We start from the raw sequence: 21,592 nt of genomic DNA, 5'->3' as shown, positions 1-21,592 counted from the left end.
GGATGAGGGGGATGAGGGAGACAAGGGGACAAGGGGACAAGGGGACAAGGGAGAGTTAGAATTTCAAGTTTTGAGTTCAAAACCTCAACGTTTGACCTTTGAACTCGGAACTTCAGCCTCGGAACTCAAAACTTCAGCCTCGGAACTCGGAACTCCGACCTCGGAACACGGAACTCCGACCTCGGAACTCGGAACTTCGACCTCGGAACTCGGAATTTCGACCTCAAATACTCAAAATCCCCACTTTGTACGGACGCGATTAATCGCGTCTCTCTCCACTCCCCACTCCCTCCTCTCCCAACTCCGCGAAAACGAACAGCACAACCTCCGCACAGTGCTAATTTTTGATCAATTTGAAGAATTTTTCTTTGTTTACACCGAACCAGCCCAAAGGAAGCAATTCTTTGAGTTTCTGGGAGAATGTTTGAATGTTCTATCGCTGAAGGTTATCTTATCGCTGCGGGTCGATTATATCCATTACTTGCTAGAGTGCAATGATTTGCCTAGCCTGAAGATTATTGGCAATGACATTCTCAGTAATAATGTGCTTTACAAGTTGGGGAACTTCTCGCCTGATGATGCGAAGTTAATTATCCAGCGTTTAACAGAGAAAGCTAACTTTCATTTACAACCTGCTTTAGTTGAACAACTCGTACAAGATTTAGCCGGGGAATTGGGTGAAGTGCGTCCCATTGAGTTACAGGTAGTGGGGGCGCAACTGCAAACGGAGAATATTACAACTCTGGCAGAATATCAGCAGCGTGGTACTAAAGAAGAACTGGTTAAGCGCTATTTGGATGAAGTTGTTAATGATTGCGGTGTTGAAAATCAGCAGGTGGCGGAATTATTACTGTATTTGCTCACAGATGAAAAAGGAACTCGCCCCCTGAAGACTCGCGCTGAATTGGAACGAGATTTGCAAGCATTAGTCGCAGATGCAACCACAAATAGCAATAAATTAGATTTGGTGTTGGAGATTTTTGTCAAATCTGGCTTGGTGGTTTTGTTACCAGAGAATCCTTTTGACCGTTATCAACTGGTACATGACTACATAGCTACGTTTATTCGCCAGCAAGGAGAGCCGCACCTAAAAATATTAATGGCGCGGCTAGTAGAGAGTCAAGAAGCACAAAGACTCAGTGAAAGTAAATTAAATCGTTTGTTGACAATCGCCCTGACTGCTTCTGTACTTGCCATATTCGGATTAAGTGTCTCTATGCTCACAGCAGTAGATAGCGAAATTAAAACCCTGAGTGTATCAAGTGAAGCCCTCTTTGCCTCACAAAATGGTATCGATGCCTTAAAGGAAGGTTTGAAGGCAGGAAAAAAATTACAACAAGCAATCTGGGTAGATTCTCATACAAGAAAACAAGTGCTAACGACTCTCTATCAAGCAATTTCTGGGGTAAGAGAGTACAATCGTTTCCACGGGCATATATCTGGGGTAAATAGTGCTATATTTAGTCGCGATCGCTCTTTAATTGCTTCGGCTAGTGCAGACACTACAATTAAACTCTGGCATCCTGATGGTAGCTTAGTCAAAACCTTGTCGGGGCATGAGGATGTAGTCAATAGCGTCAGTTTCAGCGCTGATAATCAAATCCTTGCTTCTGCTAGTCAAGATAAGACGGTGAAACTGTGGAGTCGAGAAGGTCAACTACTAGCCACTCTATTAGGGCATCAAGCTCTGGTGAATAGTGTTAGTTTCAGCCCTGATGGTCAGCTTATTGCCTCTGCAAGTACAGACAAGACAGTAAAACTTTGGAGTCAGGGCGGGAAATTACTCAAAACTTTAAACGGACATACCAGTACAGTTTTAAGTGTCGCTTGGTCAACCGATGGACAGACCATTGCTTCTGGGAGTGCTGACAACACCATCAAGCTTTGGAGCCGGGACGGTGAGTTGCTCAAAACCTTCCTAGCTCATAATGATGCAGTTTTGGCTGTAGCTTGGTCACCCGATAGTAAAACTATTGCTTCCGCTAGTTTAGACCAGACAATCAAACTGTGGAATCTGGAGGGTAAACTACTGAGAACTTTATTAGGGCATACTGCTGGAGTTACCAGCGTCAGTTTTAGCCGCAATGGTAACACCATCGCTTCAGCAAGTACCGACGAGACGATCAAACTTTGGAGTTCTGAAGGTGTATTGCTCGGCACTTTGAAGGGACATAATAATTGGATTAAGAGCGTTAGTTTCAGCCCAGACGACCGCACCTTTGCTTCTGCAAGTCGAGACCAAACTATTAAACTCTGGCGTTGGGACGATGTGTTACTACGAAAACCCAAAGCCGAGAATGATGACTGGATAACTAGTATCAGTTTTAGCCCTGACGATCTCACCTTAGCAGCAGCAAGTCAAGACAAAACTATAAAACTTTTCAGTCGAGACGGTAAACTACTCCGTATTTTCACGGGGCATCAAGGTCAAGTTTGGGGAGTTAGTTTCAGCCCCGATGGTCAAGTAATTGCTTCGGCTAGTAAAGATAAAACAGTAAAGCTTTGGAGTCGTGAGGGTAAACTACTCAACACCTTGCAAGGACATCAAGATACCGTCCTGGGTGTAGCTTGGTCGCCTAATGGTCAAGTAATTGCCTCGGCTAGTAAAGATAAAACAGTAAAGCTTTGGAGTCATGAGGGTAAACTACTCAACACCTTGCAAGGACATCAAGATGCAGTGAATTGGGTAAGTTTTAGCCCAGATGGTAAGTTGCTAGCCTCAGCCAGTGATGATAAAACCGTGAAAATCTGGAGTATTGATGGTAAATTGCTATACAGCTTAAATAGTCATAGTCGCCGGGTAAATGGGGTTGCTTGGTCACCTGATGGTAAGGGGATCGCTTCAGTTAGTATTGATAGCACGGCCAAAATTTGGAGCCGGGACGGGAATCTGCTAAATAATCTTACAGGCGATGGCGATAGTTTCATCAGTGTGAGTTTTAGCCCCGATGGCAAGACTCTGGCAGCTAGCAGTTATGACAAAGTAAGGATTTGGAACCGAGAAGGGAGGCTGCTGATTGCCTTGAAAGGTGATAAAGGTGAGTTAACCAGCATTAGTTTCAGTTCTGACGGTAAGACTCTGGCCGCAGGAAGTGCTAGCGGTACAGTAATTTTTCAGGATTTGGAAGATATCAAACTAGAAAAATTACTGTCGCGGGCTTGCGATTTACTACAGGATTATTTTAAGACTAACCAGAAAGTGACAAAAAGCGATCGTGAGCTATGTCAATAGTCAGGACTTCCAGTCTTCGGTACTGAAGTAACGGGGTTTTCAGGCATTTTTTATAATAGAATTTCACGCTGATAAATCGGAGGTAAGTGTGACCACTACACTACACTGGCAAGAACGGGTTGGTAATCAAAGGGATTGGGTTTGGCGCGGCTGGCAAACCCGCTACACTTACATTCGCCCTAGCCAAAATCACCAGAAAACAACACCCCTGATATTGCTACATGGCTTTGGCGCTTCCATTGGTCATTGGCGACATAATTTAGAAGTGTTGGGTGAGCATCATACAGTTTACGCCATCGATATGCTGGGTTTTGGCGCTTCTGAAAAAGCCGCAGCTAATTACAGTATCGAACTCTGGGTTGAGCAGGTTTACGATTTTTGGAAAACATTTATCCGTGAACCAGCAATATTAATAGGTAATTCCAACGGTTCACTGATTTCGATGGCCGCCGCCGCCACTCACCCCGATATGGTGCTGGGTATGGTGATGATGAGTTTACCCGACCCTTCACTAGAGCAAGAAGCAATTCCGCCTGTGCTGCAACCAGTTGTTAGAGCAATTAAAAATATTGTCGCTTCGCCGTTGATTCTGAAACCTGTATTTAACTTCGTGCGCCGTCCTGGGGTGTTGCGTCGCTGGGCTAGTCTTGCCTACGCTAACCCAGAGGCGATTACCGATGAACTCATAGAAATTTTAGCAGGGCCTCCCCAAGATAGAGGTTCGGCGAGGGCTTTTAGTGCTTTGTTCAAAGCTGCGATCGGAATTAACTTTAGTCCCAGTGTCAAGACAGTATTACCAACCTTAACAATTCCCATGTTGTTAATTTGGGGACAAAAGGATCGGTTTGTTCCGCCAGCCCTGGCTAGCCAATTCGCCCAGTACAACGAAAAGTTGGAAGTGCTGAATTTGGAGGATGTAGGGCATTGTCCCCATGACGAATGCCCTGAACAAGTCAACCAAGCTATTTTAGATAGGATTGAGAGGTGGGTTAGTATAGGCGAAGCCCGCCGCAGGCATCGCCAACCATTGGTTACTCCCTAAATATTATGCAATGGAAGCGATGGGGTAAGCAGTGCGATCGCCACTATTGAATTTTTAATTCCTTAACACCTAGCCAATCGTGGCTTGGTTAGTGTCAACATTTGTAGTGCCATGCACAGAACGGGCTACAGAAATCATCTTGTTGAGAATTTCTTGACTGGGAACTTTACCTTTCAACACTACAGTGCTACCCGTTTGAGCAACCCAAAGGGTATTAACATCATCGAGTTGGGGATCTTGATCAAATGCTAAAGCTACCCGCTTTGCCAATCCACTTTGATCATATTCGCCGCTTAATCCCACACGTTCTGGGGGTATCGATTGAGTAGCAGTAGGCGCAACGTTAGCACTAGGAGCTTGCGCTATTGACTGCGGAGTAGGATTTACTTCTGCATTTTGAGGTTTTTCCATTCCAAATAGTCTTTTTAACCAACTCATAAAAATTTTTCTCCTATTAGAGGTTCATTAAATCTGAGTATAAAAGCTTTACAAAAATGCCGCATCTGCCAATGAAAAGAGATGCATTCAATAAAATTCCTCCTTGCAGTATGATTTCTGCTCAATTTATCTTGAGAGTGCGATGAGTGCAGCTATTGAGTTTACAATAAAAGGTCGCACTTACAATTAGTGCAGTAGTACGCCACAACAGAAAAACACATACATTTGACAAAATGTCAAGAGTTTAAAACTCAAGGAATTTTGAATTTTGAATGAGTGAATTCTGCAAAGCGGTACTAGTCTCTGCCTTACTCAAATCCTGTTCTAGCCTCTGTTGGCGAAGATGAAACATACCCTTTCAGTTCTCGTAGAAGATGAGGCGGGTGTTCTTTCCCGCATTTCTGGTTTATTTGCTCGTCGTGGTTTTAATATTGAAAGCCTTGCTGTTGGCCCTGCTGAACAGGGAGGAGTTTCCCGAATTACGATGATTGTACCTGGTGACGATCGCGTTATCGAGCAACTTACCAAACAGCTATACAAGTTAGTCAATGTCCTTAAAGTACAGGATATTACCGAAACTCCTTGCGTAGAGCGGGAATTGATGCTTTTGAAGGTGAATGCTAGTACCAGCAATCGCTCAGAAGTGATCGAACTATCTCAGATTTTCCGGGCGCGAGTCGTGGACGTGGCGGAAGATTCTCTCACCTTAGAAGTTGTGGGAGATCCAGGTAAAATGGTAGCGATCGTGCAGGTGTTGCAAAAATTTGGTTTGAGAGAAATCGCGCGCACTGGCAAAATTGCCCTGACTCGTGAATCGGGTGTGAATACCGAGTTACTCAAGTCTTTGGAAGCAAAAGTTTAGTTGGGAACTTAAATAAAGACTTCTAAATAATCAACTTGTGGGGGCGAACATCTGTGCGCCCCTAACGTTTGTTGCATGCAGAAACCAATACGCTTGGGTTAAAGAGAATCTAAATTGGGTTGAGGAACATAGAGGTAAAGCGGCTTCCCGCAGGGTAACCCAACATTTTCGGTGATTTGTTGGTTTCACTTCGTATCCCTACTAGACAAGCAAGCTAGAAACCAACCTACGCAGTTTATGGTTTTTGACGCTAACTGAACTATATTGATCAATCTGGCTTTTCACATCATGTGGAAAAGCCCATGAAAACCTAACCCCCTAACCCCCTTCCCGACACGGGAAGGGGGAAAATTCAAAGTATCTCTCCTTTTAGGCTACGGTGTACACACAAGTCCTGAATTTCTACCTGACACTTGGTTTCGTCCTCTAGCTTTAGGTTGTGCTCTCGCTCTGAAAGCCTGTCCGCAGCGAGGAGGAACGACGAACGCAAGTGCGTGTCGTAGACAAGCAATCGCTGTAACTACGGGATTATGTGATTACTTCGCTCCGTTATCACTGCGCTCGTAATGACAATTTAAGGGGTCTATAACGCCTGAAACTCTTTCAGATATTACTTGTGTGTACACCGTAGCCTTTTAGGAGAGAGATTTAGAGAGAGGTTTTCCAGATACAGTGAAAAGTCACATTGATCTATTCCATCGACACGTACCAATAAACCGATGAGTTGAGCGGGTTTCCTGATTTAAGAAGTAAGAATAACTACTAAAATACAATTAAGCATATGCGGTTATGTCTTTTTATATGTACAATTTACGCCAATTTGGCATGACGTAACTGATAAGAAACTGCTACAAAGTTAATAAGCTTAGTAAAAATCCTCTTCAACAGTTTTGTAAATACCAAATACTTTAGGGGCGGCAAATTTTGCTTTGTGGTTAACAATCTTATTTATAAATAAATAGGATTTATTTAAATCTTGATATCTCCTAAGAAAGGTATGTAATTAAGAAATTTTAAATGAAGAGATGTAATTCTAGCTACAACAGAAATATATTGACATATAGGCATTAAAGTTGCAGTATCAATTTAAATACTTGCTATCATTTTAAATTCCCTAAAAAGATTATTCTTCTAGGGTAGTTTCACATTGCAAACATCCTTTATCTTTGATCAATTGACTAGATTTTCTTGTCTTAATAAACTTGGAATATTTCTACTTAACATAGATTATCCTAGAGGCTTTTACATACATGGATTGCTTATTATTTGTTTCTCACTGGCTACCTCAAAAATTAATTCGCAGCTTATTGATCAAATTGCTAGATTTAAAAAATAAGCATTTGTTTGTTTTTGATACTATTGTTTTTTCATTTACCGCCTTTATAGCTCTAAATCTATGTTTAAATGGTGACTTTTACATCCAAGAGTATAAAGCAGAATTAGGAATTGCAACAATTCTTTTTTTAGCAGTCAAACTAACTGTATTCTGGAATTTTGGTTTTTATAGACTTTACTGGCGCTATGCGAGTATTGAGGAACTTTTATATATAACGATGCTAATGGGTATTGCGGTAGTCATTCAAGCAGTATTCTTTGATGCAATGCGATTTATACCATACTTAACATTGAATACACTGCCACAATCATTACCATTAATCGACGGGTTACTTTCGTGTATTTTTATTGGTGGAGTGCGTTTTAGTATTCGGATTGTAGAAAAAATCAGTCAGCAACGTGCAGTATTTAAGCCACAAGACCGCGTGTTGATAGTTGGTGCTGGTAATGCTGGCGTTTCGCTTGTACAAGAAATGCAAAGAAATCCTCAACTGGGGTTTCATCCTGTTGCTTTTATTGACGACGATCCGCGCAAATTTCGTGCATACATCCGCGGGATTCCTGTAGTAGGCGATCGCTATCAAATTCCTGATGTTTTAAAATCTCTCAAAATCCATAAAGTTATCATTGCTATGCCTACAGTTACAGGTGGAGTCATTCGGGAAATCCTAAATATTTGCAAAGCAACTGGAACTCAAACTAGCACTTTACCAGGCATACATGAAATCCTCAATGGTCGTGTGCGAGTTGACAGCATTCGGGATGTACGTATTGAAGATTTACTCAGGCGAGAACCTGTACAAATTGATATTGAGCAAGTTGCTCAATTCCTTAAAGATAAAACAGTACTAATCACAGGCTCAGGTGGATCAATTGGTAGCGAGCTTTGCCGTCAAATTTTTAAATGCAATCCTGCTGAAATGATCCTTATGGGACATGGAGAAAATTCTGTGTTCAATATCCAACAAGAACTAGAACAACTTGTTCAAGTTCTCGAAAATGATGGCAAATCACCAAAAAACACTCCTCGTATTTCTACCTTCATTGCTGATATCCGCTTTAAGTCTCGATTAGAACATGCATTCGAGCTATTCAAACCTGATGTAATTTTCCACGCTGCGGCTCATAAGCACGTCCCACTAATGGAATTAAATCCAGTAGAAGCAATCACCAACAATGTAATGGGGACAAAAAATTTACTAGAACTGTCACTGCAATATAATGTGAAACATTTTGTGATGATTTCTACAGATAAGGCAGTTAATCCTACCAATGTTATGGGTGCTAGCAAAAGAGTCGCCGAAATGTTGGTGCTACAAGCCGCAAAAGAAAGCGGTAAGCCTTATGTAACTGTGCGTTTTGGCAATGTTTTAGGCAGTCGAGGTAGTGTAGTTCCCACCTTTAAAAAACAAATTGCAGCAGGCGGACCAGTAACTGTTACTCATCCAGATATTTGTCGTTATTTCATGACTATTCCAGAGGCAGTTCAACTCGTTTTGCAAGCTACTGTACTTGGTCGTGGTGGTGAAGTCTTAATGTTGAACATGGGTAAACCCGTGAAAATTGTTGACTTAGCCAAAGAATTAATTCGCCTTTCAGGATACGAAATAAACCAAGATATTGAAATTGTATTTACTGGTCTACGCCCAGGTGAAAAGTTATTTGAGGAATTATTTCTTCCAGGAGAAGAATATGAACCAACTCAACACGAAAAACTATTAGTAGCCCAAAATGCTAGTAGGATGATTCCAGAAAATCTGTCTATTACTGTAGAAACTTTATGTCAAGCAGCAGCTAAAAACGATACGAATTTTATCCTGTTTCTCCTTCAGCAACTAGTACCAGGATATAAACCCAAACACTTAGAAAGTTATACAGCAGCAACTATTTCCAGTAATACTTCTGTCAGAATATTGGCACAGATGAAACCGTAAGGAGAATAACTTAAGACTGTTGGTCGTAAATATCAATAAAATCTACCTGACTCGGCAGAATAAATATGTACAAAACCTATAAGCTCAACACTAATTCACAGGTATCCAATAGAGTATTTAGGCTTAAAGATAGATATTTGGCTGGCATGAAAAATATAGCCAAGACTTTTGTTAAAAGAAGAAGTGAATGGTCAATTGGAATTTATATAGGCGAATCTCTTTTTGATTTTGCTTCTCCAGAAAAAATTAGTAATCCAGTTTTGACTGCTAAGGATATCACAGATGTTCCAGCCAACTTTGTTGCTGATCCATTTATGGTTTGTGAGGACGGTATTTGGTATATGTTCTTTGAAGTATTGAATAGTCTTCAGAATAAAGGAGTAATAGGATTAGCAACTAGCACTGATGCATATAAATGGAATTACCAACAAATTGTACTTGATGAGCCGTTCCATTTGTCTTATCCATACGTATTCAAATTCCAAAACGAATATTATATGATTCCAGAAACTTCTGAAGCTGGTTCTATTCGTTTATATAAAGCAACTAGTTTTCCGACAAAATGGACATTTATAAAAACCTTACTCGATCAAAATGATTTTGTAGACCCTAGCATTTTTCAATACAATAATCTGTGGTGGCTATTGACTGCAACATCAGAAGCTAGAGATACTCTCCGTCTTTATTATTCTAAAAACTTGACGGATTCCTGGATTGAGCATCCTAAAAGTCCTGTTATAAAGGGGAATAAAAATATAGCAAGACCAGCCGGTAGAGTTGTAGTAACTGATGACAAAATTCTTAGATATACCCAGGATTGTGAGCGAATTTATGGGAATAAAGTTCTAGCTCTTGAAATAACTGATCTGACAACAACAAATTATCAAGAAAAACAAGTTAGAGAGAATCCAGTTCTCAAAGCAAGTGGGTTAGGTTGGAATCAAATCGGTATGCACCATATTGATCCTCACGAAATTGACAAAAATAAATGGATAGCATGTGTGGACGGAAAGCATTATCGATTTGTGATTGACCCATATTCAATCCGAGCATTTGTGCGAAAAGGATTAACTTCCTGTTTCAAAATTATGAATTTATAGTTATTGCATTAATGAGTTTAGTTTGAAACACAAAGTGAGGAAAAAACATGTTGATTGTCACAAAAAAATTTATCTTTTCAGTAGGAGAAGTCTGGTTTGATGAAGCTCCGCAAGAATTAGGTAATGTGGATGTACTTCATTATAGGCAATGGATACACCCCATTAAAGGTGGCCAGTCTGATGAATTTTACACAAGGTTAATTGACTTAACCAAAAGTCATGATGAACTCTGGGAAAGTATCAGTAGCAATGATAGGTATAAAATTAGAAGAGCAGAGCAAAAAGATGAAGTTATATATGAAACCTGGGAGAATATTGACTCAAAGACTTTCAATCAATTCTCAGATTTTTATGATTTATTCGCCACCCAAAAAGGTTTAAACAAGATTAATCGAACCCAGCTAAAAAATCGTATAGATGCTGGGGTAATTGAGATTTCACATGTCAAGCTAAAAAATGGTGAATCTTTAGTTTGGCATGTTTATTATCGTAGTAACAATAGAGTTCGTCTTTTGCATTCTGCATCACTTAAAAATAGTAACGATACTTCCTATCAATCGATTTTAGGGCGGGCAAATCGTTACCATCACTGGCAGGATATATTGAGATTTAAAAATTTAGGAATTTCGGTTTATGATTTTGGAGGCTGGTATACCGGAAATACAGATCAGGAAAAACTCGGCATTAATCAGTTTAAAGAGAAATTTGGTGGAGAGATTGTCAAGAACTTTAACTGTATTAATGGCATCACGATGAAGGGCAAACTATATTTACATTTGCTGAAAATTTATATGAGTTTATCTCAATTACCGTTACCACGTTTATCGAATTTTAAATTTTAGATTGAATAATTCTAAATCGTTTCAACTGCGGTATGAAAATGTGGCGTTTGCAAAGCTTAGTTGATTACTGGAAGCAACTGACAAGCGGCTCTATCAATCGCCAAATTTTTGGTGCAGCGATGATAGTTGGTTTATTGACAGCATTGGTTAAAGTGGCGGCTGTAGGTAAAGAATTGGTGGTTGCTCAGAGATTTGGTACTGGGGACGATTTAGATGCATTTTTAATTGCTTTGTTAGTTCCTTCTTTTATCACCAATGTAATTGCTGGTTCTTTTAATACTGCTCTTATACCTACTTATATGCAGGTGCGAGAACAGGAAGGTATAAAGGCGGCTCAAAGGCTTTTCTGTGGAGCCACAATCAGCGGCTTGGGACTGCTAGGAATCACGACGATACTGATGGTAACTAGTGCACCCCTGTATTTACCACACATTGCTGCTGGGTTCAGCCCCGAAAAGTTAGATATGACTTTTCGTTTGCTCTGTGCGATCGCACCTTTTGTTCTCTTAAGTGGGATTATTATCATCTGGGGTGCTGTATTGAATGCAGGAGAGCGTTTTGCCCTAGCAGCTTTGTCACCAATTATCACTCCAACTATTAGCGTGCTATTGCTCTTGATGCTTAAATCTTGGGGTATTTTCGCTTTAGCAGCAGGGCTAGTCTGCGGTGCAGCAGTAGAAATAACTCTTTTAGGAGCAGCACTGCACCGACAAGGCATTTCATGGCTTCCAAAATGGTATGGGTTTGATCCTCATCTGCATCAGGTTGTTAGCCAGTATTTACCAATGATTGCGGGCGGTTTTTTGATGTGTAGTACAAGTCTAGTAGATCAATCTATGGCAGCAATGCTGTCACCTGGTAGCGTAGCAGCACTGAGTTACGGTAACAAGCTAATTGCCTTCCCGATATCTTTAGCTACCACAGCATTAAGTACTGCTGTGATTCCCTATTTTTCCAAAATGGTAGCTTCTAAGGATTGGATAGGTACACGTCGCACACTTAAACGATATATGCAAATCATTTTTGTTACAACTACTCTACTAGCAGGATTCTTGTTTATATTTTCCGAGCCTATAGTTCAGATCCTCTTTCAAAGAGGTTCATTTACAGCTAATGATACTTATTTAGTAGCTCAAATCCAAAATTCCTTTGCCTTACAAATACCTTTTTATGTAGCAGGAATTTTGGCTGTGAGGTTAATTTCGGCAATGCAATTAAATCATATATTGATGTGGGGTTCTGCTTGTAACTTAGCTATCAATATTTTTCTAAATTATGTTTTCATGGAATGGTTTGGTGTTATAGGTATTGCTTTATCTACTACTTGTGTTTATGTTTTTTCATTCTGCTTTTTAACGTATTATGTCAACAAAAAACTAATAAGTGCTTCTGAAAATTAAAAGCAACATTATTTGTTAAATATTTACTTTAAAAAATGAGGCTAACACTGATTATTTATTCACTTACTTATGGTGGTGCAGAACGTGTCATGTCAATCATGGCAAATTACTGGGCAGCCAAGGAATGGCAAATTACTATATTGACATTTGATGATAATAAAATATCCCAATTTGATTTAGACAATCGTGTTTTTTACACTCCATTAGGCATTGCTAGCAAATCTTCCAATGTGATTATCGGTATTTATAATAATTTGAAGCGCATCGGAACATTACGAAATGCAATTATCAACAGCGCCCCAGATGCTGTGATTAGCTTCACATCTAAAACTAATGTGATCACTTTACTCGCAACACGATACTTGAATATACCAGTGGTAGTGTCTGAACGCAGTAATCCGAGCAAAAGTTCTTTAGGTGGAAATTGGAAACAACTACGACAACAAACTTATCCATTTGCAGATCGGATTGTTTTTCAAACTAAAAGAGCAAGAGATTCTTTTTCATTAAAGCTGCAAACTAATAGCTGTATTATCCCTAATATGGTTGTATTACCACCTATAGAAAAACATTTATCAGACAAGGTTTTAAGAGAGCGATCGCTGATTGCGATGGGACGCTTTGTCCCAGAGAAAGGCTTTGATCTGTTGCTGCAAGCCTTTGCACAACTGAAGGATCGTTATCCAGAATGGACATTGACTATTTTAGGAGATGGCATACTACGTCCAGAGTTGGAAGCTTTGCGTAACCAACTTGGATTGAGCGATCGCGTTCATTTTCCTGGAATGGTGAAAAATAATTATGGTTTTTTGCAGCAAGCGGAGATTTTTATTATGTCTTCCCGCTTTGAGGGTTTTCCTAATGCCCTTTGCGAAGCAATGGCATGTGGGTTACCAGTCATCTCTACAGATTGTCCCAGTGGACCACGAGAGATTATTCGTGATGGCATAGATGGCATTTTGGTTCTAAATGAAGATGTGTCAGCATTAGCCGCAGCAATGGAACGATTAATGTCTGACGAAAAAGAACGGAAGTCTTTAGCTGTTCGTGCGCCAGAAATAATCGAACGATTCAGTGTAGAGAAAATAATGGGGATGTGGGAACAATTGTTAGCTCAGATTATTAATAACAATTTGGGTCATGTGGAAAAGCCCACAAAAAATCTAACTCCCTAACCCTCTTCCCGACGCAGGAAGTGGGAAAATTCAAAGTCTCTCCCCTTTTAGGAGAGAGATTTAGAGAGAGGTTTTCCAGATGCGTCAAAAGCCAGAAAGTTATTAAAAAGAAATCCTGAAAATTAATAACAAATTTTTATTTTTAAATATATGAAAAAGAAAATTGTATTCCTTATTCGTGACCTTAACTATGGAGGAGCAGAAAGGCAATTAGTGACGCTGGTAAAAGCTCTTGACAAACAATGCTTTGATATAACCATTTTATGCTTTTACCCTAGTGGGTTATTATCTTTAGATAAAGACTTAAAAGATAGTGATATCCCAATTATCTGTTTAGATAAACAAGGACGTTGGCATTTATTTGGCTTCTTTTTACATCTTGTTAAGCATCTTCAACGTATACATCCTGATGTATTGCATGGATATATTGGGATACCGAATTTATTCACTATCTTCTTAAAGCCATTTTTTCCTTCAACCCGCATGGTTTGGGGAATACGCTCATCTAATGTAGATTCTAATTCTTACAATTGGTTAGGGCGTTTGCTTTTCCGATTAGAGCGCCTTTTAGCCCGCTTTGCTGAGCTGATTATTGTCAATTCCTATGCTGGTCGAGAATATTACCTGACTCATGGATTTCCTTCTAACAAAATGATGGTAATTCCTAATGGTATTGATATCGAACTATTTAAACCCGATCAAGGAGCTAGGATAAAAGTACGAAAATCGTGGGGAATTCCTGAAGACACGATTTTGCTTGGTTTGGTGGGGCGACTAGATATAAGGAAAGACCATCCCACATTTCTTAGAGCAGCAGCATTACTCTTTAAAGATAGACAGGATGTGCGTTTTGTCTGTGTGGGTAGTGGCTCGGAAAACTATGTACGAGAACTACGTCAGATGGCTGATGAATTAAGTATCTCTAATCAAGTTATCTGGATAAAAGCACGTGCTGATATATCTGCAATTTACAACGCTCTAGATATTGTTGTTTCTTCATCCTATACAGAAGGATTCCCGAATGTAATTGGAGAGGCGATGTCCTGCGGTGTACCTTGCGTAGTAACAGATGTAGGTGATTCCGCTTTGATTGTTGGTGATATGGATGTAGTAGTACCTCCTAAAAATCCAGAAGCACTGAAAACTGCTATGAAAAAGTTGATAGAAAAGCTTGGTAATAATGAGTGCGATCGCACTCAAATTCGACAGCGAATTATTGACAATTTCTCAGTAGCTAAATTAGTCCTTAAAACCGAAGCTGCTTTACTTGATATATCTCATGAATTCATCTCTAAATAAAAAATACGATTTACTCTTTTATTATCAATGTGTCCTGGCAGTAAGTGCTATTTTCACTTTTTTTACAGAAATTAGTTCCTATTTATATACATCAGGAAGCTTCTCTCAACCTCCTTTATTTTGGGTCATGTTATTTGCTCTAGCCTCCACTCCATTGCTTTTTACAAAAACCAAATACATTCCAGTCCCTGTAATTACTTGGTGCCTTGGCTTTATATTTATCTCTTTATTATGGTTCGTATTATTATCGATACCTGGTGAAATTGTTGTTGAAGAATTAAGAAAGCGGATTTTGTCAGTAATATTTATTATAATCATGGCCCTAATTTTTTCCAGCAATAACGATATTCACATCTGGACTAGATGGGCAATTTTTATCGCAGTCTTAATGGCTGTATTCAATAACGGTTACGAATTTTTTAACCCAATTGCATTTAACTCATTAGGTACTGGTGGCCGGTCTGCTGGATTTTACTTAAATCCTAACAATGATGGTGCAGCGTTAGTACTTGGCATGATTTTTAGCGTGAGTCTATTGCACCCAATATATCGTTTACCTTTCGTATCTATCATTGGTATTGGGGTGTTGTTGACATTTTCTAGAGGAGCTATTCTTGGCTGGTTAGTTACAGTTATTATTTTTACCATCACCCGTGTATTGCATCCTAATAAATTACTTTATTGGGTGCTGGGAATAGGAACGATATTTATAAGCTTAGGCTCACAGTGGTCAGCAGAAGTATTACAAAACTTGAGCTTGAATAAAAATTCTCTTGAAAGAATTTCATGGTTTCAAAACATTTCAGCTTCTGATTCTGAAGACTCTGCTGATTCTCGTTTAGAAGTGGCTCAGTTAGCTTGGCAGATGTTTACTAAACATCCATTTCTCGGTAATGGAATTGGCTCAACTTTAACATGGAATATGGGAATATCTACACACAATATTTATTTATACTATATGACCGATCACGGGATTTTAGGCGCTTTTATTCTACCTGTTTTAGTATATGCAGTTACACAACACGCACATGGGGAAAGTAAATATATTGGCTTGGCTTTTGCTGCTTTTATTCTTCTCTGGGGACTATTTAGCCATAATATTTTAGAGGAACGCTACATTTTAATAATGTTCTCATTAATGGCTGCTATGACTGCGGCAAGTCAGTTAGAGCAAAGGTTTAAAGTAGGAAATCCATTATGAAAATAATTTATATCATTACAGGACTTTCCACGGGCGGGGCTGAAGTCATGCTTTATAAACTTCTTTCCAGAATAGATAGAAAGCAGTTTAGTCCAGTTGTAATTTCTTTGATGGATCGTGGTACATGGGGCGATCGCATTGCGACTTTAGGTATTCCTATTTACACCATTGGAATGAAACAAGGAAAACCTAAATTAGCTAACATTTGGCAATTGATTCACATAGTACGTAAACTCAAACCTGACTTAATTCAAGGTTGGATGTATCATGGAAACTTAGCTGCACAGTTTGCCAGACTTTTTATATTCAAACAGGTGCCAATTTTATGGAATGTGCGTCATTCTCTTTATTCTTTAGAGTTAGAGAAGCCGGAAACAACTATTATTATTAAACTGTGTGCTCAGTTTTCCAAGTTTCCTAAAAAAATTATTTATAACTCTAAAAATAGTGCTGAACAACATGAAAAAAGTGGTTATCTTATCGATAAAACTTGCGTAATCCCCAATGGGTTTGAAACAGATAAATTCACACCATCAGCTAAGGCTCGCCTCAGTGTTCGTTCAGAACTAAATACCCCTGAAAATGCTTTACTGATTGGTATGATTGGTCGTTACCATCCGATAAAAGATCATTTTAATTTTCTTCAGGCTGCGGCATTACTACTTAAGAATTATCCCAATGTCCAATTTGTTCTTGCTGGCAATCAAGTAGATTGGCAAAATAATATTTTATTTGAGTTAATCCATGAATTAGGGCTTCTTAAACAGATACATCTACTAGGTGAACGTCATGATGTGCCCCGTTTAACTGCTGCTTTCGATATTGCCTCTTCCTCTTCCTCTGGAGAAGCTTTTTCTAATGTAATTGGCGAAGCTATGTCTTGTGGTGTTCCTTGTGTAGTAACAGATGTGGGAGACTCGGCTTGGATTGTTAGTGATACAGGAAAAGTTGTGCCTCCAAGAGATCCAGAGGCATTAGCGAATGCTTGGCAAGCATTGATAGATACAGGTAAGGAGGGCAGAGAAGCTTTAGGAAAAGCAGCACGGGCAAGGGTGATCGAATGTTTTTCTTTAAACTCTGTTGTGGCTCAATATGAGGCGCTATACGACAACGTGCTTGCAAAAAAACTAAATTGAAAGGCTAACATTCAATGTGTGGCATTGCTGGTTTTTGGAATATTTCTAGACGAGTCAACTCTGATGAACTGTCTTATGTGGTTCAGCAGATGTCAGACACACTGTTACATCGAGGGCCAGATAATGGCGGGAGTTGGGTTGATGCAGAGGTAGGGATTGCCTTGGGGCATCGACGACTGGCGATTGTAGACCTTTCGCCAGAAGGACATCAGCCGATGATCTCTGCGAATGGTCGGTATGTAATTGTTTTTAATGGCGAGATTTATAACTTTTTAGAGTTAAAGTGTCAACTTGAATCACTAGGCCATCATTTTCGGGGACGTTCTGATACTGAGGTGATGCTGGCTAGCTTTAGTCAGTGGGGATTACATGGAGCAATTGGGCGCTGCAATGGGATGTTTGCCTTTGCCTTGTGGGATCGTCAAGAGCGAATTTTGCATTTAGGGCGCGATCGCTTGGGTGAAAAACCTCTCTATTATGGTTGGATGGGTCAAACCCTTCTATTCGGCTCCGAGTTAAAAGCCCTGAAAGTCCATCCCGCTTTCCAGGCGAAAATCAACCGTGATGCCTTAGCAGTGTTTCTCCGAAATAACTACGTACCTGCACCCTATTCAATCTACGAAGGCATCTATAAGTTACCACCGGGAACAGTCCTCACTTGGAATGGCGTGGATACTCACCCTAATCCTGTTCCCTACTGGTCTGCAATAAAAGCCGCAGAGTTGGGTGTTAATGAACCCTTCACCGGGTCGGAAATGGAAGCTGTTGCACAGATGGAAGCATTATTACAAGATGCTGTAGGACTACGGATGGTTGCAGATGTGCCATTAGGAGCTTTTCTTTCAGGAGGGGTTGATTCCTCCATAGTGGTAGCCTTAATGCAAGCTCAAAGTAGCCAACCGGTGAAAACATTTACCATTGGTTTTGATGAAGATAGCTACAATGAAGCACATTATGCCAAAGCAGTGGCACAGCACTTAGGCACAGACCATACAGAACTTTATGTAACCCCAAAAGATGCACTTGCTGTCATTCCTAAACTACCGACACTTTATGATGAACCCTTCTCCGACGATTCCCAGATTCCGACTTTCTTAATATCCCAGCTTGCTAAACAGCATGTAACAGTCAGCCTTTCCGGGGATGGCGGCGATGAACTTTTTGCGGGATACAAACGCTATTTTTGGGGTGACAGCACTTGGCAGAAAATTGGCTGGATACCTCTAACCTTGCGCCAGACTGCTGCACGCACCCTGTCTAGCTTATCGCCTCAAACTTGGAATCGTGGTTTGGTTAACTTTCATAGCTTACTACCAGCTAAACTCAAGCAACCTACTCCTGGGGATAAATTGCACTGGATTGCAGAAATCTTGGCGGTTTCTGATGCCAAAGCTTTGTACACAGGCATGATTTCTCATTGGAAAGAGCGAGAAGCATTAGTAGTAAATAGTTTAAAGCCTTTGATGAACGACTGCGATCGCCAACAATTAACGCAGTTACCCGACTTCATCCCACAGATGATGTACCACGACACAGTGAATTATCTCCCAGACGATATCCTAGTCAAAGTTGATCGAGCCAGCATGGGTGTGAGCTTAGAAAGTCGGATACCATTTTTAGATCACCGCGTAGTGGAATTAGCTTGGCGCATACCATTGTCGATGAAAATCCGTAATGGTCAGGGTAAGTGGCTATTGCGTCAAATTTTGGATAAGTATGTACCTAAAAACCTGATTGAGCGCCCCAAAATGGGGTTTGGGATGCCGATTGATAGTTGGTTGCGTGTTCCTTTACGAGACTGGGCAGAAGCCCTCCTAGATGAACGTCGGCTACAGCAAGAAGGATTTTTGAACCCACAACCAATTCGCCAAAAATGGGCAGAACATCTTTCATCTGAGCGAGACTGGCAAAATGATTTGTGGGATGTGTTGATGTTTCAGGCTTGGTTAGAAGAAAACCATTAAAAAATTCAAAATTCAAAACAGTTACATTAGGCTATTTAGACCCCAAATAAAAACTTAGCCACGGAAGTAGAACGACGTAAATAATTAAAGGTTTCTAGTGAGAAGTTTAGCCATCATTACTATACCAATACTCAAACATTTATGAAATATTCTCTTTTTACACTTTGTGCCCTTTGCGCTCTTTGCGGTTCGTCAAAAAAAGCAGATTCATATTCTAATAAATTAGGATGACTTGAAATGTCACATATTTTTAAAAGAAAAACAAGGCTTTTTAACAAATTCAAACTTATCATTTGGATGCTAGGAACAGCATTGACTTTATTTGCTTGTTCAAGCATCGACCTATTAGCTAACAACTCATCCTTCGCTGATCATCCCTTCGTATGGGTAACTTCAAATTTAGAAAGGATAAAACGAGAAGACCTACCAAAAAATAAAACTAGCATTGATTTGTATGCCGCTCGTGGGGAATATGAACCATTTCAAATCGGAATCCGGGCACCTAATAGTGGCCTCACAAACGTCAACGTTTCAGTCTCTGACTTGTCTGGCCCAAACAATCAGGTAATTCCGAATAAGAACATTACACTTTACCGAGAACATTACGTCCATGTTACTCATTCCAGCCCTAACAAGAAAGGCAGTAGCAATCCACCTTTAGGTACTGGATGGTATGCCGATGGACTAATTCCGTTTATTAATCCTGAAAACCAAGCAGATATTAAAGGTGCTGAATTGGATGCAGTTCCATTCAACCTCAAAGCTAGGAATAACCAACCCATTTGGGTAGACATTTTTGTACCCCGCGACACTCAAGCCGGTCAATATCAGGGAACTTTCACTGTTAGCAGTGACCAAGGAGCGATCGCAGGAAAAATTAACTTGAAAGTTTGGAATTTTGAGTTACCTATAAAACCATCGCTCAATTCTGAATTTACATTCTATGAACATCAAGATAAAAGCGACATGGTAGAGCTTCTCAAACATAAGTTAATGCCTGACGCGCATTTTGATCCAGCAGATGAACCTGAATTAATGAAACGTTGGGGACTCCGTTCTCGGAGTCTTCCTTTCTGGAGCGGGGCTAACGTTAGTACTTGCAAAATGTCTCCAGCCCCTTCTCTTAAAAAGATTAAAACTACTGCTGCTAAACATGAATCTAGCCTATTTCTCTACACTAGATATGCTGATGAAATTGATAACTGTCCAAATTTGATTAAACCAGTAAAGGAATGGGCGCGAAATTTTCACCAAGCTGGAATCGCAACAGCTCTAGCCATGACTCCTACACCCGCGCTTTATGATGATGGTTCTGGAACTGGACGTTCCGCTGTAGATATCTGGGTAGTATTGCCAGAATCTTATGATGAGGCTCCAAAACAAATATCTGAGGTTCTGCAAAAAGGAGACAAAGTTTGGTCTTACAACGCTTTGGTACAGGATGGCTACTCTCCTAAATGGCAAATAGACTTTGAACCAATCAACTACAGAATTCACCCAGGCTTCATTAGCCAAAGCCTGGGACTGACAGGGATTTTATACTGGCGAGTTGACCTATGGACAAAAGATCCGTGGAAGGATATTCAAACTTATTCCCAGAAGAAAGACTATTATCCTGGTGAAGGGATGTTGTTTTATCCTGGTAAACAGGTAGGTTTGACAGGAGTTGTCCCTTCCATGAGACTTAAGTGGCTCAGAGAAGGGGTAGAAGATTACGAATATCTCGAAATTCTCAAAAATGGCGTAGGCGTAGCCCATCCTAGACATCGCCAAGAATGGGGGCTTCGATTAGCTCGGCGTGTCGGTCTTGACTGGAAGAACTGGACGCGGGATACAAATCTGCTTGAATCAGTCCGGCGACAGTTGGGTGAGGAAATAGAGAGGCTCTCTTCTCAATCAGCATCTTAAAAAATTTGCAATTACTTGTCCCCTTTTTATAACTCAATTAAAAAGGATGATATGTTGGTCACACAAGCTAAAAACTAGAGTTTTTGGTTTGGGAAAGATGAATGTTACATTATTTAAACGATAGGGAATCCTAGATTTAATAACCAAACAAATATATTAGTCAGTTAGACAGGATGAACTTTCAACAGCAAGGCATTGACTCCGGTAATAATTTTTCTGTCAACCAAGTGCTCAAAGTTGATGAAGTCAGTATAAATGATCAAGAAATTGGGCATCAATTAGCAGAGCAAGATTTGAAAGATGATGCTTACGTATTTCAAACTGACCGCTTGCCAAACAAAGCATCAAAGTAAGAATAAATACAGGCAGACAATTAAATAGATGCGGTTATGTCTTTTTATTTGTAGAAGCTTCGCCAAATTGGCATTACTCAAATAAAAAAGTACTACAAAATTGACGTAGAAGAAGAGGATTGCGGAAGCATCTCACTTTTATAAAAACACGCCTGCCCTGGCGAATGGAATTCGCAGCTATATAGACAAAACCCACCTCCGTTGGTTTCGAATTCCTAGAGTCCGCTTAGTCTGACTACGTTTGTATGCAAGATGAAGCGCGATTTATAATAGCCCAGCGTATTTGTAAAAGTGAGATATTATCGATAATTGCTGTATTAACTTTCCTCAAATTCCAAAATTAAAAAACGAGATTTATCTTAATTATCAAA

General features: G+C 40.0%; 15 protein-coding genes. 14 read left to right on the top strand and 1 reads right to left on the bottom strand.

Annotation, left to right across the window (positions count from 1 at the left end; genetic code table 11):
- Positions 1–3,232: WD40 repeat domain-containing protein (locus F8R90_RS19680; RefSeq protein ID WP_269141777.1), on the top strand; the 3,232-nt coding region annotated here is incomplete at its 5' end.
- An 88-nt stretch (positions 3,233–3,320) separates the two neighbouring features.
- Positions 3,321–4,274: an alpha/beta fold hydrolase gene (locus F8R90_RS19675; protein ID WP_196512079.1), complete on the top strand. Its 954-nt coding sequence runs from the start codon at positions 3,321–3,323 to the stop codon at positions 4,272–4,274.
- 69 nt (positions 4,275–4,343) lie between these two features.
- On the opposite strand, the gene F8R90_RS19670 is transcribed toward F8R90_RS19675, so the two are convergent.
- Positions 4,344–4,712 (bottom strand): BON domain-containing protein, encoded by a 369-nt coding sequence (locus F8R90_RS19670; RefSeq protein ID WP_190895405.1) that lies wholly within the window; start codon positions 4,710–4,712, stop codon positions 4,344–4,346.
- Between the two features lie 343 nt (positions 4,713–5,055).
- On the opposite strand from F8R90_RS19670, the gene ilvN reads away from it, so the two are divergent.
- The 12 genes from ilvN (at position 5,056) to F8R90_RS19610 (ending at position 21,221) form a co-directional block, all read left to right on the top strand.
- Positions 5,056–5,574 carry an acetolactate synthase small subunit gene (ilvN, locus tag F8R90_RS19665; RefSeq protein WP_190895404.1) on the top strand — a complete coding sequence of 173 codons (519 nt, stop codon included), beginning with the start codon at positions 5,056–5,058 and terminating at the stop codon, positions 5,572–5,574.
- A 1,250-nt stretch (positions 5,575–6,824) separates the two neighbouring features.
- Positions 6,825–8,843 carry a polysaccharide biosynthesis protein gene (locus tag F8R90_RS19660; protein WP_196512078.1) on the top strand — a complete coding sequence of 673 codons (2,019 nt, stop codon included), beginning with the start codon at positions 6,825–6,827 and terminating at the stop codon, positions 8,841–8,843.
- Positions 8,844–8,908: 65 nt separating this feature from the next.
- Complete coding sequence (locus F8R90_RS19655) at positions 8,909–9,943, top strand: glucosamine inositolphosphorylceramide transferase family protein (RefSeq protein WP_196512077.1); 1,035 nt, start codon at positions 8,909–8,911, stop codon at positions 9,941–9,943.
- Positions 9,944–9,990: 47 nt separating this feature from the next.
- Positions 9,991–10,785 (top strand): hypothetical protein, encoded by a 795-nt coding sequence (locus F8R90_RS19650; protein WP_196512076.1) that lies wholly within the window; start codon positions 9,991–9,993, stop codon positions 10,783–10,785.
- A gap of 38 nt (positions 10,786–10,823) precedes the next feature.
- Complete coding sequence (gene murJ / locus F8R90_RS19645) at positions 10,824–12,185, top strand: murein biosynthesis integral membrane protein MurJ (RefSeq protein ID WP_230966495.1); 1,362 nt, start codon at positions 10,824–10,826, stop codon at positions 12,183–12,185.
- A gap of 35 nt (positions 12,186–12,220) precedes the next feature.
- Positions 12,221–13,360 carry a glycosyltransferase family 4 protein gene (locus tag F8R90_RS19640; RefSeq protein ID WP_196512074.1) on the top strand — a complete coding sequence of 380 codons (1,140 nt, stop codon included), beginning with the start codon at positions 12,221–12,223 and terminating at the stop codon, positions 13,358–13,360.
- Positions 13,361–13,510: 150 nt separating this feature from the next.
- A complete protein-coding gene (locus tag F8R90_RS19635) occupies positions 13,511–14,659 on the top strand; it encodes a glycosyltransferase (RefSeq protein ID WP_196512073.1) in 1,149 nt (382 codons plus the stop codon).
- The gene (locus tag F8R90_RS19630) at positions 14,640–15,860 is read left to right on the top strand and encodes an O-antigen ligase family protein (RefSeq protein ID WP_196512072.1); all 1,221 of its coding nucleotides are present in this window, start codon (positions 14,640–14,642) and stop codon (positions 15,858–15,860) included. The genes F8R90_RS19635 and F8R90_RS19630 overlap by 20 nt, the downstream gene beginning before the upstream one ends.
- Positions 15,857–16,996 carry a glycosyltransferase family 4 protein gene (locus tag F8R90_RS19625; RefSeq protein WP_196512071.1) on the top strand — a complete coding sequence of 380 codons (1,140 nt, stop codon included), beginning with the start codon at positions 15,857–15,859 and terminating at the stop codon, positions 16,994–16,996. Before F8R90_RS19630 ends, F8R90_RS19625 begins: the two co-directional genes overlap by 4 nt.
- 14 nt (positions 16,997–17,010) lie before the next feature.
- Positions 17,011–18,960 carry an asparagine synthase (glutamine-hydrolyzing) gene (asnB, locus tag F8R90_RS19620; protein ID WP_196512070.1) on the top strand — a complete coding sequence of 650 codons (1,950 nt, stop codon included), beginning with the start codon at positions 17,011–17,013 and terminating at the stop codon, positions 18,958–18,960.
- Between the two features lie 297 nt (positions 18,961–19,257).
- Complete coding sequence (locus F8R90_RS19615; RefSeq protein WP_230966493.1) at positions 19,258–20,868, top strand: DUF4091 domain-containing protein; 1,611 nt, start codon at positions 19,258–19,260, stop codon at positions 20,866–20,868.
- 173 nt (positions 20,869–21,041) lie between these two features.
- Positions 21,042–21,221, top strand: a complete 180-nt coding sequence (locus F8R90_RS19610) for a hypothetical protein (protein ID WP_196512068.1) — start codon at positions 21,042–21,044, stop codon at positions 21,219–21,221.
- Positions 21,222–21,592: the final 371 nt, after the last annotated feature.

Source organism: Nostoc sp. NZL (assembly GCF_015714705.1).
Classification (GTDB): Bacteria; Cyanobacteriota; Cyanobacteriia; order Cyanobacteriales; family Nostocaceae; genus Nostoc; species Nostoc foliaceum_A.
This window is presented reverse-complemented; position numbering and strand designations above follow the sequence as displayed.

Bases quoted from the DNA above. Each gene is read 5' to 3' on its own strand.
- F8R90_RS19625 (WP_196512071.1), top strand. From the start codon at position 15,857: ATGAAAATAATTTATATCATTACAGGACTTTCCACGGGCGGGGCTGAA.
- F8R90_RS19640 (WP_196512074.1), top strand. From the start codon at position 12,221: ATGAGGCTAACACTGATTATTTATTCACTTACTTATGGTGGTGCAGAA.
- murJ (WP_230966495.1), top strand. From the start codon at position 10,824: ATGTGGCGTTTGCAAAGCTTAGTTGATTACTGGAAGCAACTGACAAGC.
- F8R90_RS19655 (WP_196512077.1), top strand. From the start codon at position 8,909: ATGTACAAAACCTATAAGCTCAACACTAATTCACAGGTATCCAATAGA.
- asnB (WP_196512070.1), top strand. From the start codon at position 17,011: ATGTGTGGCATTGCTGGTTTTTGGAATATTTCTAGACGAGTCAACTCT.
- F8R90_RS19660 (WP_196512078.1), top strand. From the start codon at position 6,825: ATGGATTGCTTATTATTTGTTTCTCACTGGCTACCTCAAAAATTAATT.
- F8R90_RS19615 (WP_230966493.1), top strand. From the start codon at position 19,258: ATGCTAGGAACAGCATTGACTTTATTTGCTTGTTCAAGCATCGACCTA.
- F8R90_RS19635 (WP_196512073.1), top strand. From the start codon at position 13,511: ATGAAAAAGAAAATTGTATTCCTTATTCGTGACCTTAACTATGGAGGA.
- F8R90_RS19630 (WP_196512072.1), top strand. From the start codon at position 14,640: ATGAATTCATCTCTAAATAAAAAATACGATTTACTCTTTTATTATCAA.
- ilvN (WP_190895404.1), top strand. From the start codon at position 5,056: ATGAAACATACCCTTTCAGTTCTCGTAGAAGATGAGGCGGGTGTTCTT.
- F8R90_RS19650 (WP_196512076.1), top strand. From the start codon at position 9,991: ATGTTGATTGTCACAAAAAAATTTATCTTTTCAGTAGGAGAAGTCTGG.
- F8R90_RS19670 (WP_190895405.1), bottom strand. From the start codon at position 4,712: ATGAGTTGGTTAAAAAGACTATTTGGAATGGAAAAACCTCAAAATGCA.
- F8R90_RS19610 (WP_196512068.1), top strand. From the start codon at position 21,042: ATGAACTTTCAACAGCAAGGCATTGACTCCGGTAATAATTTTTCTGTC.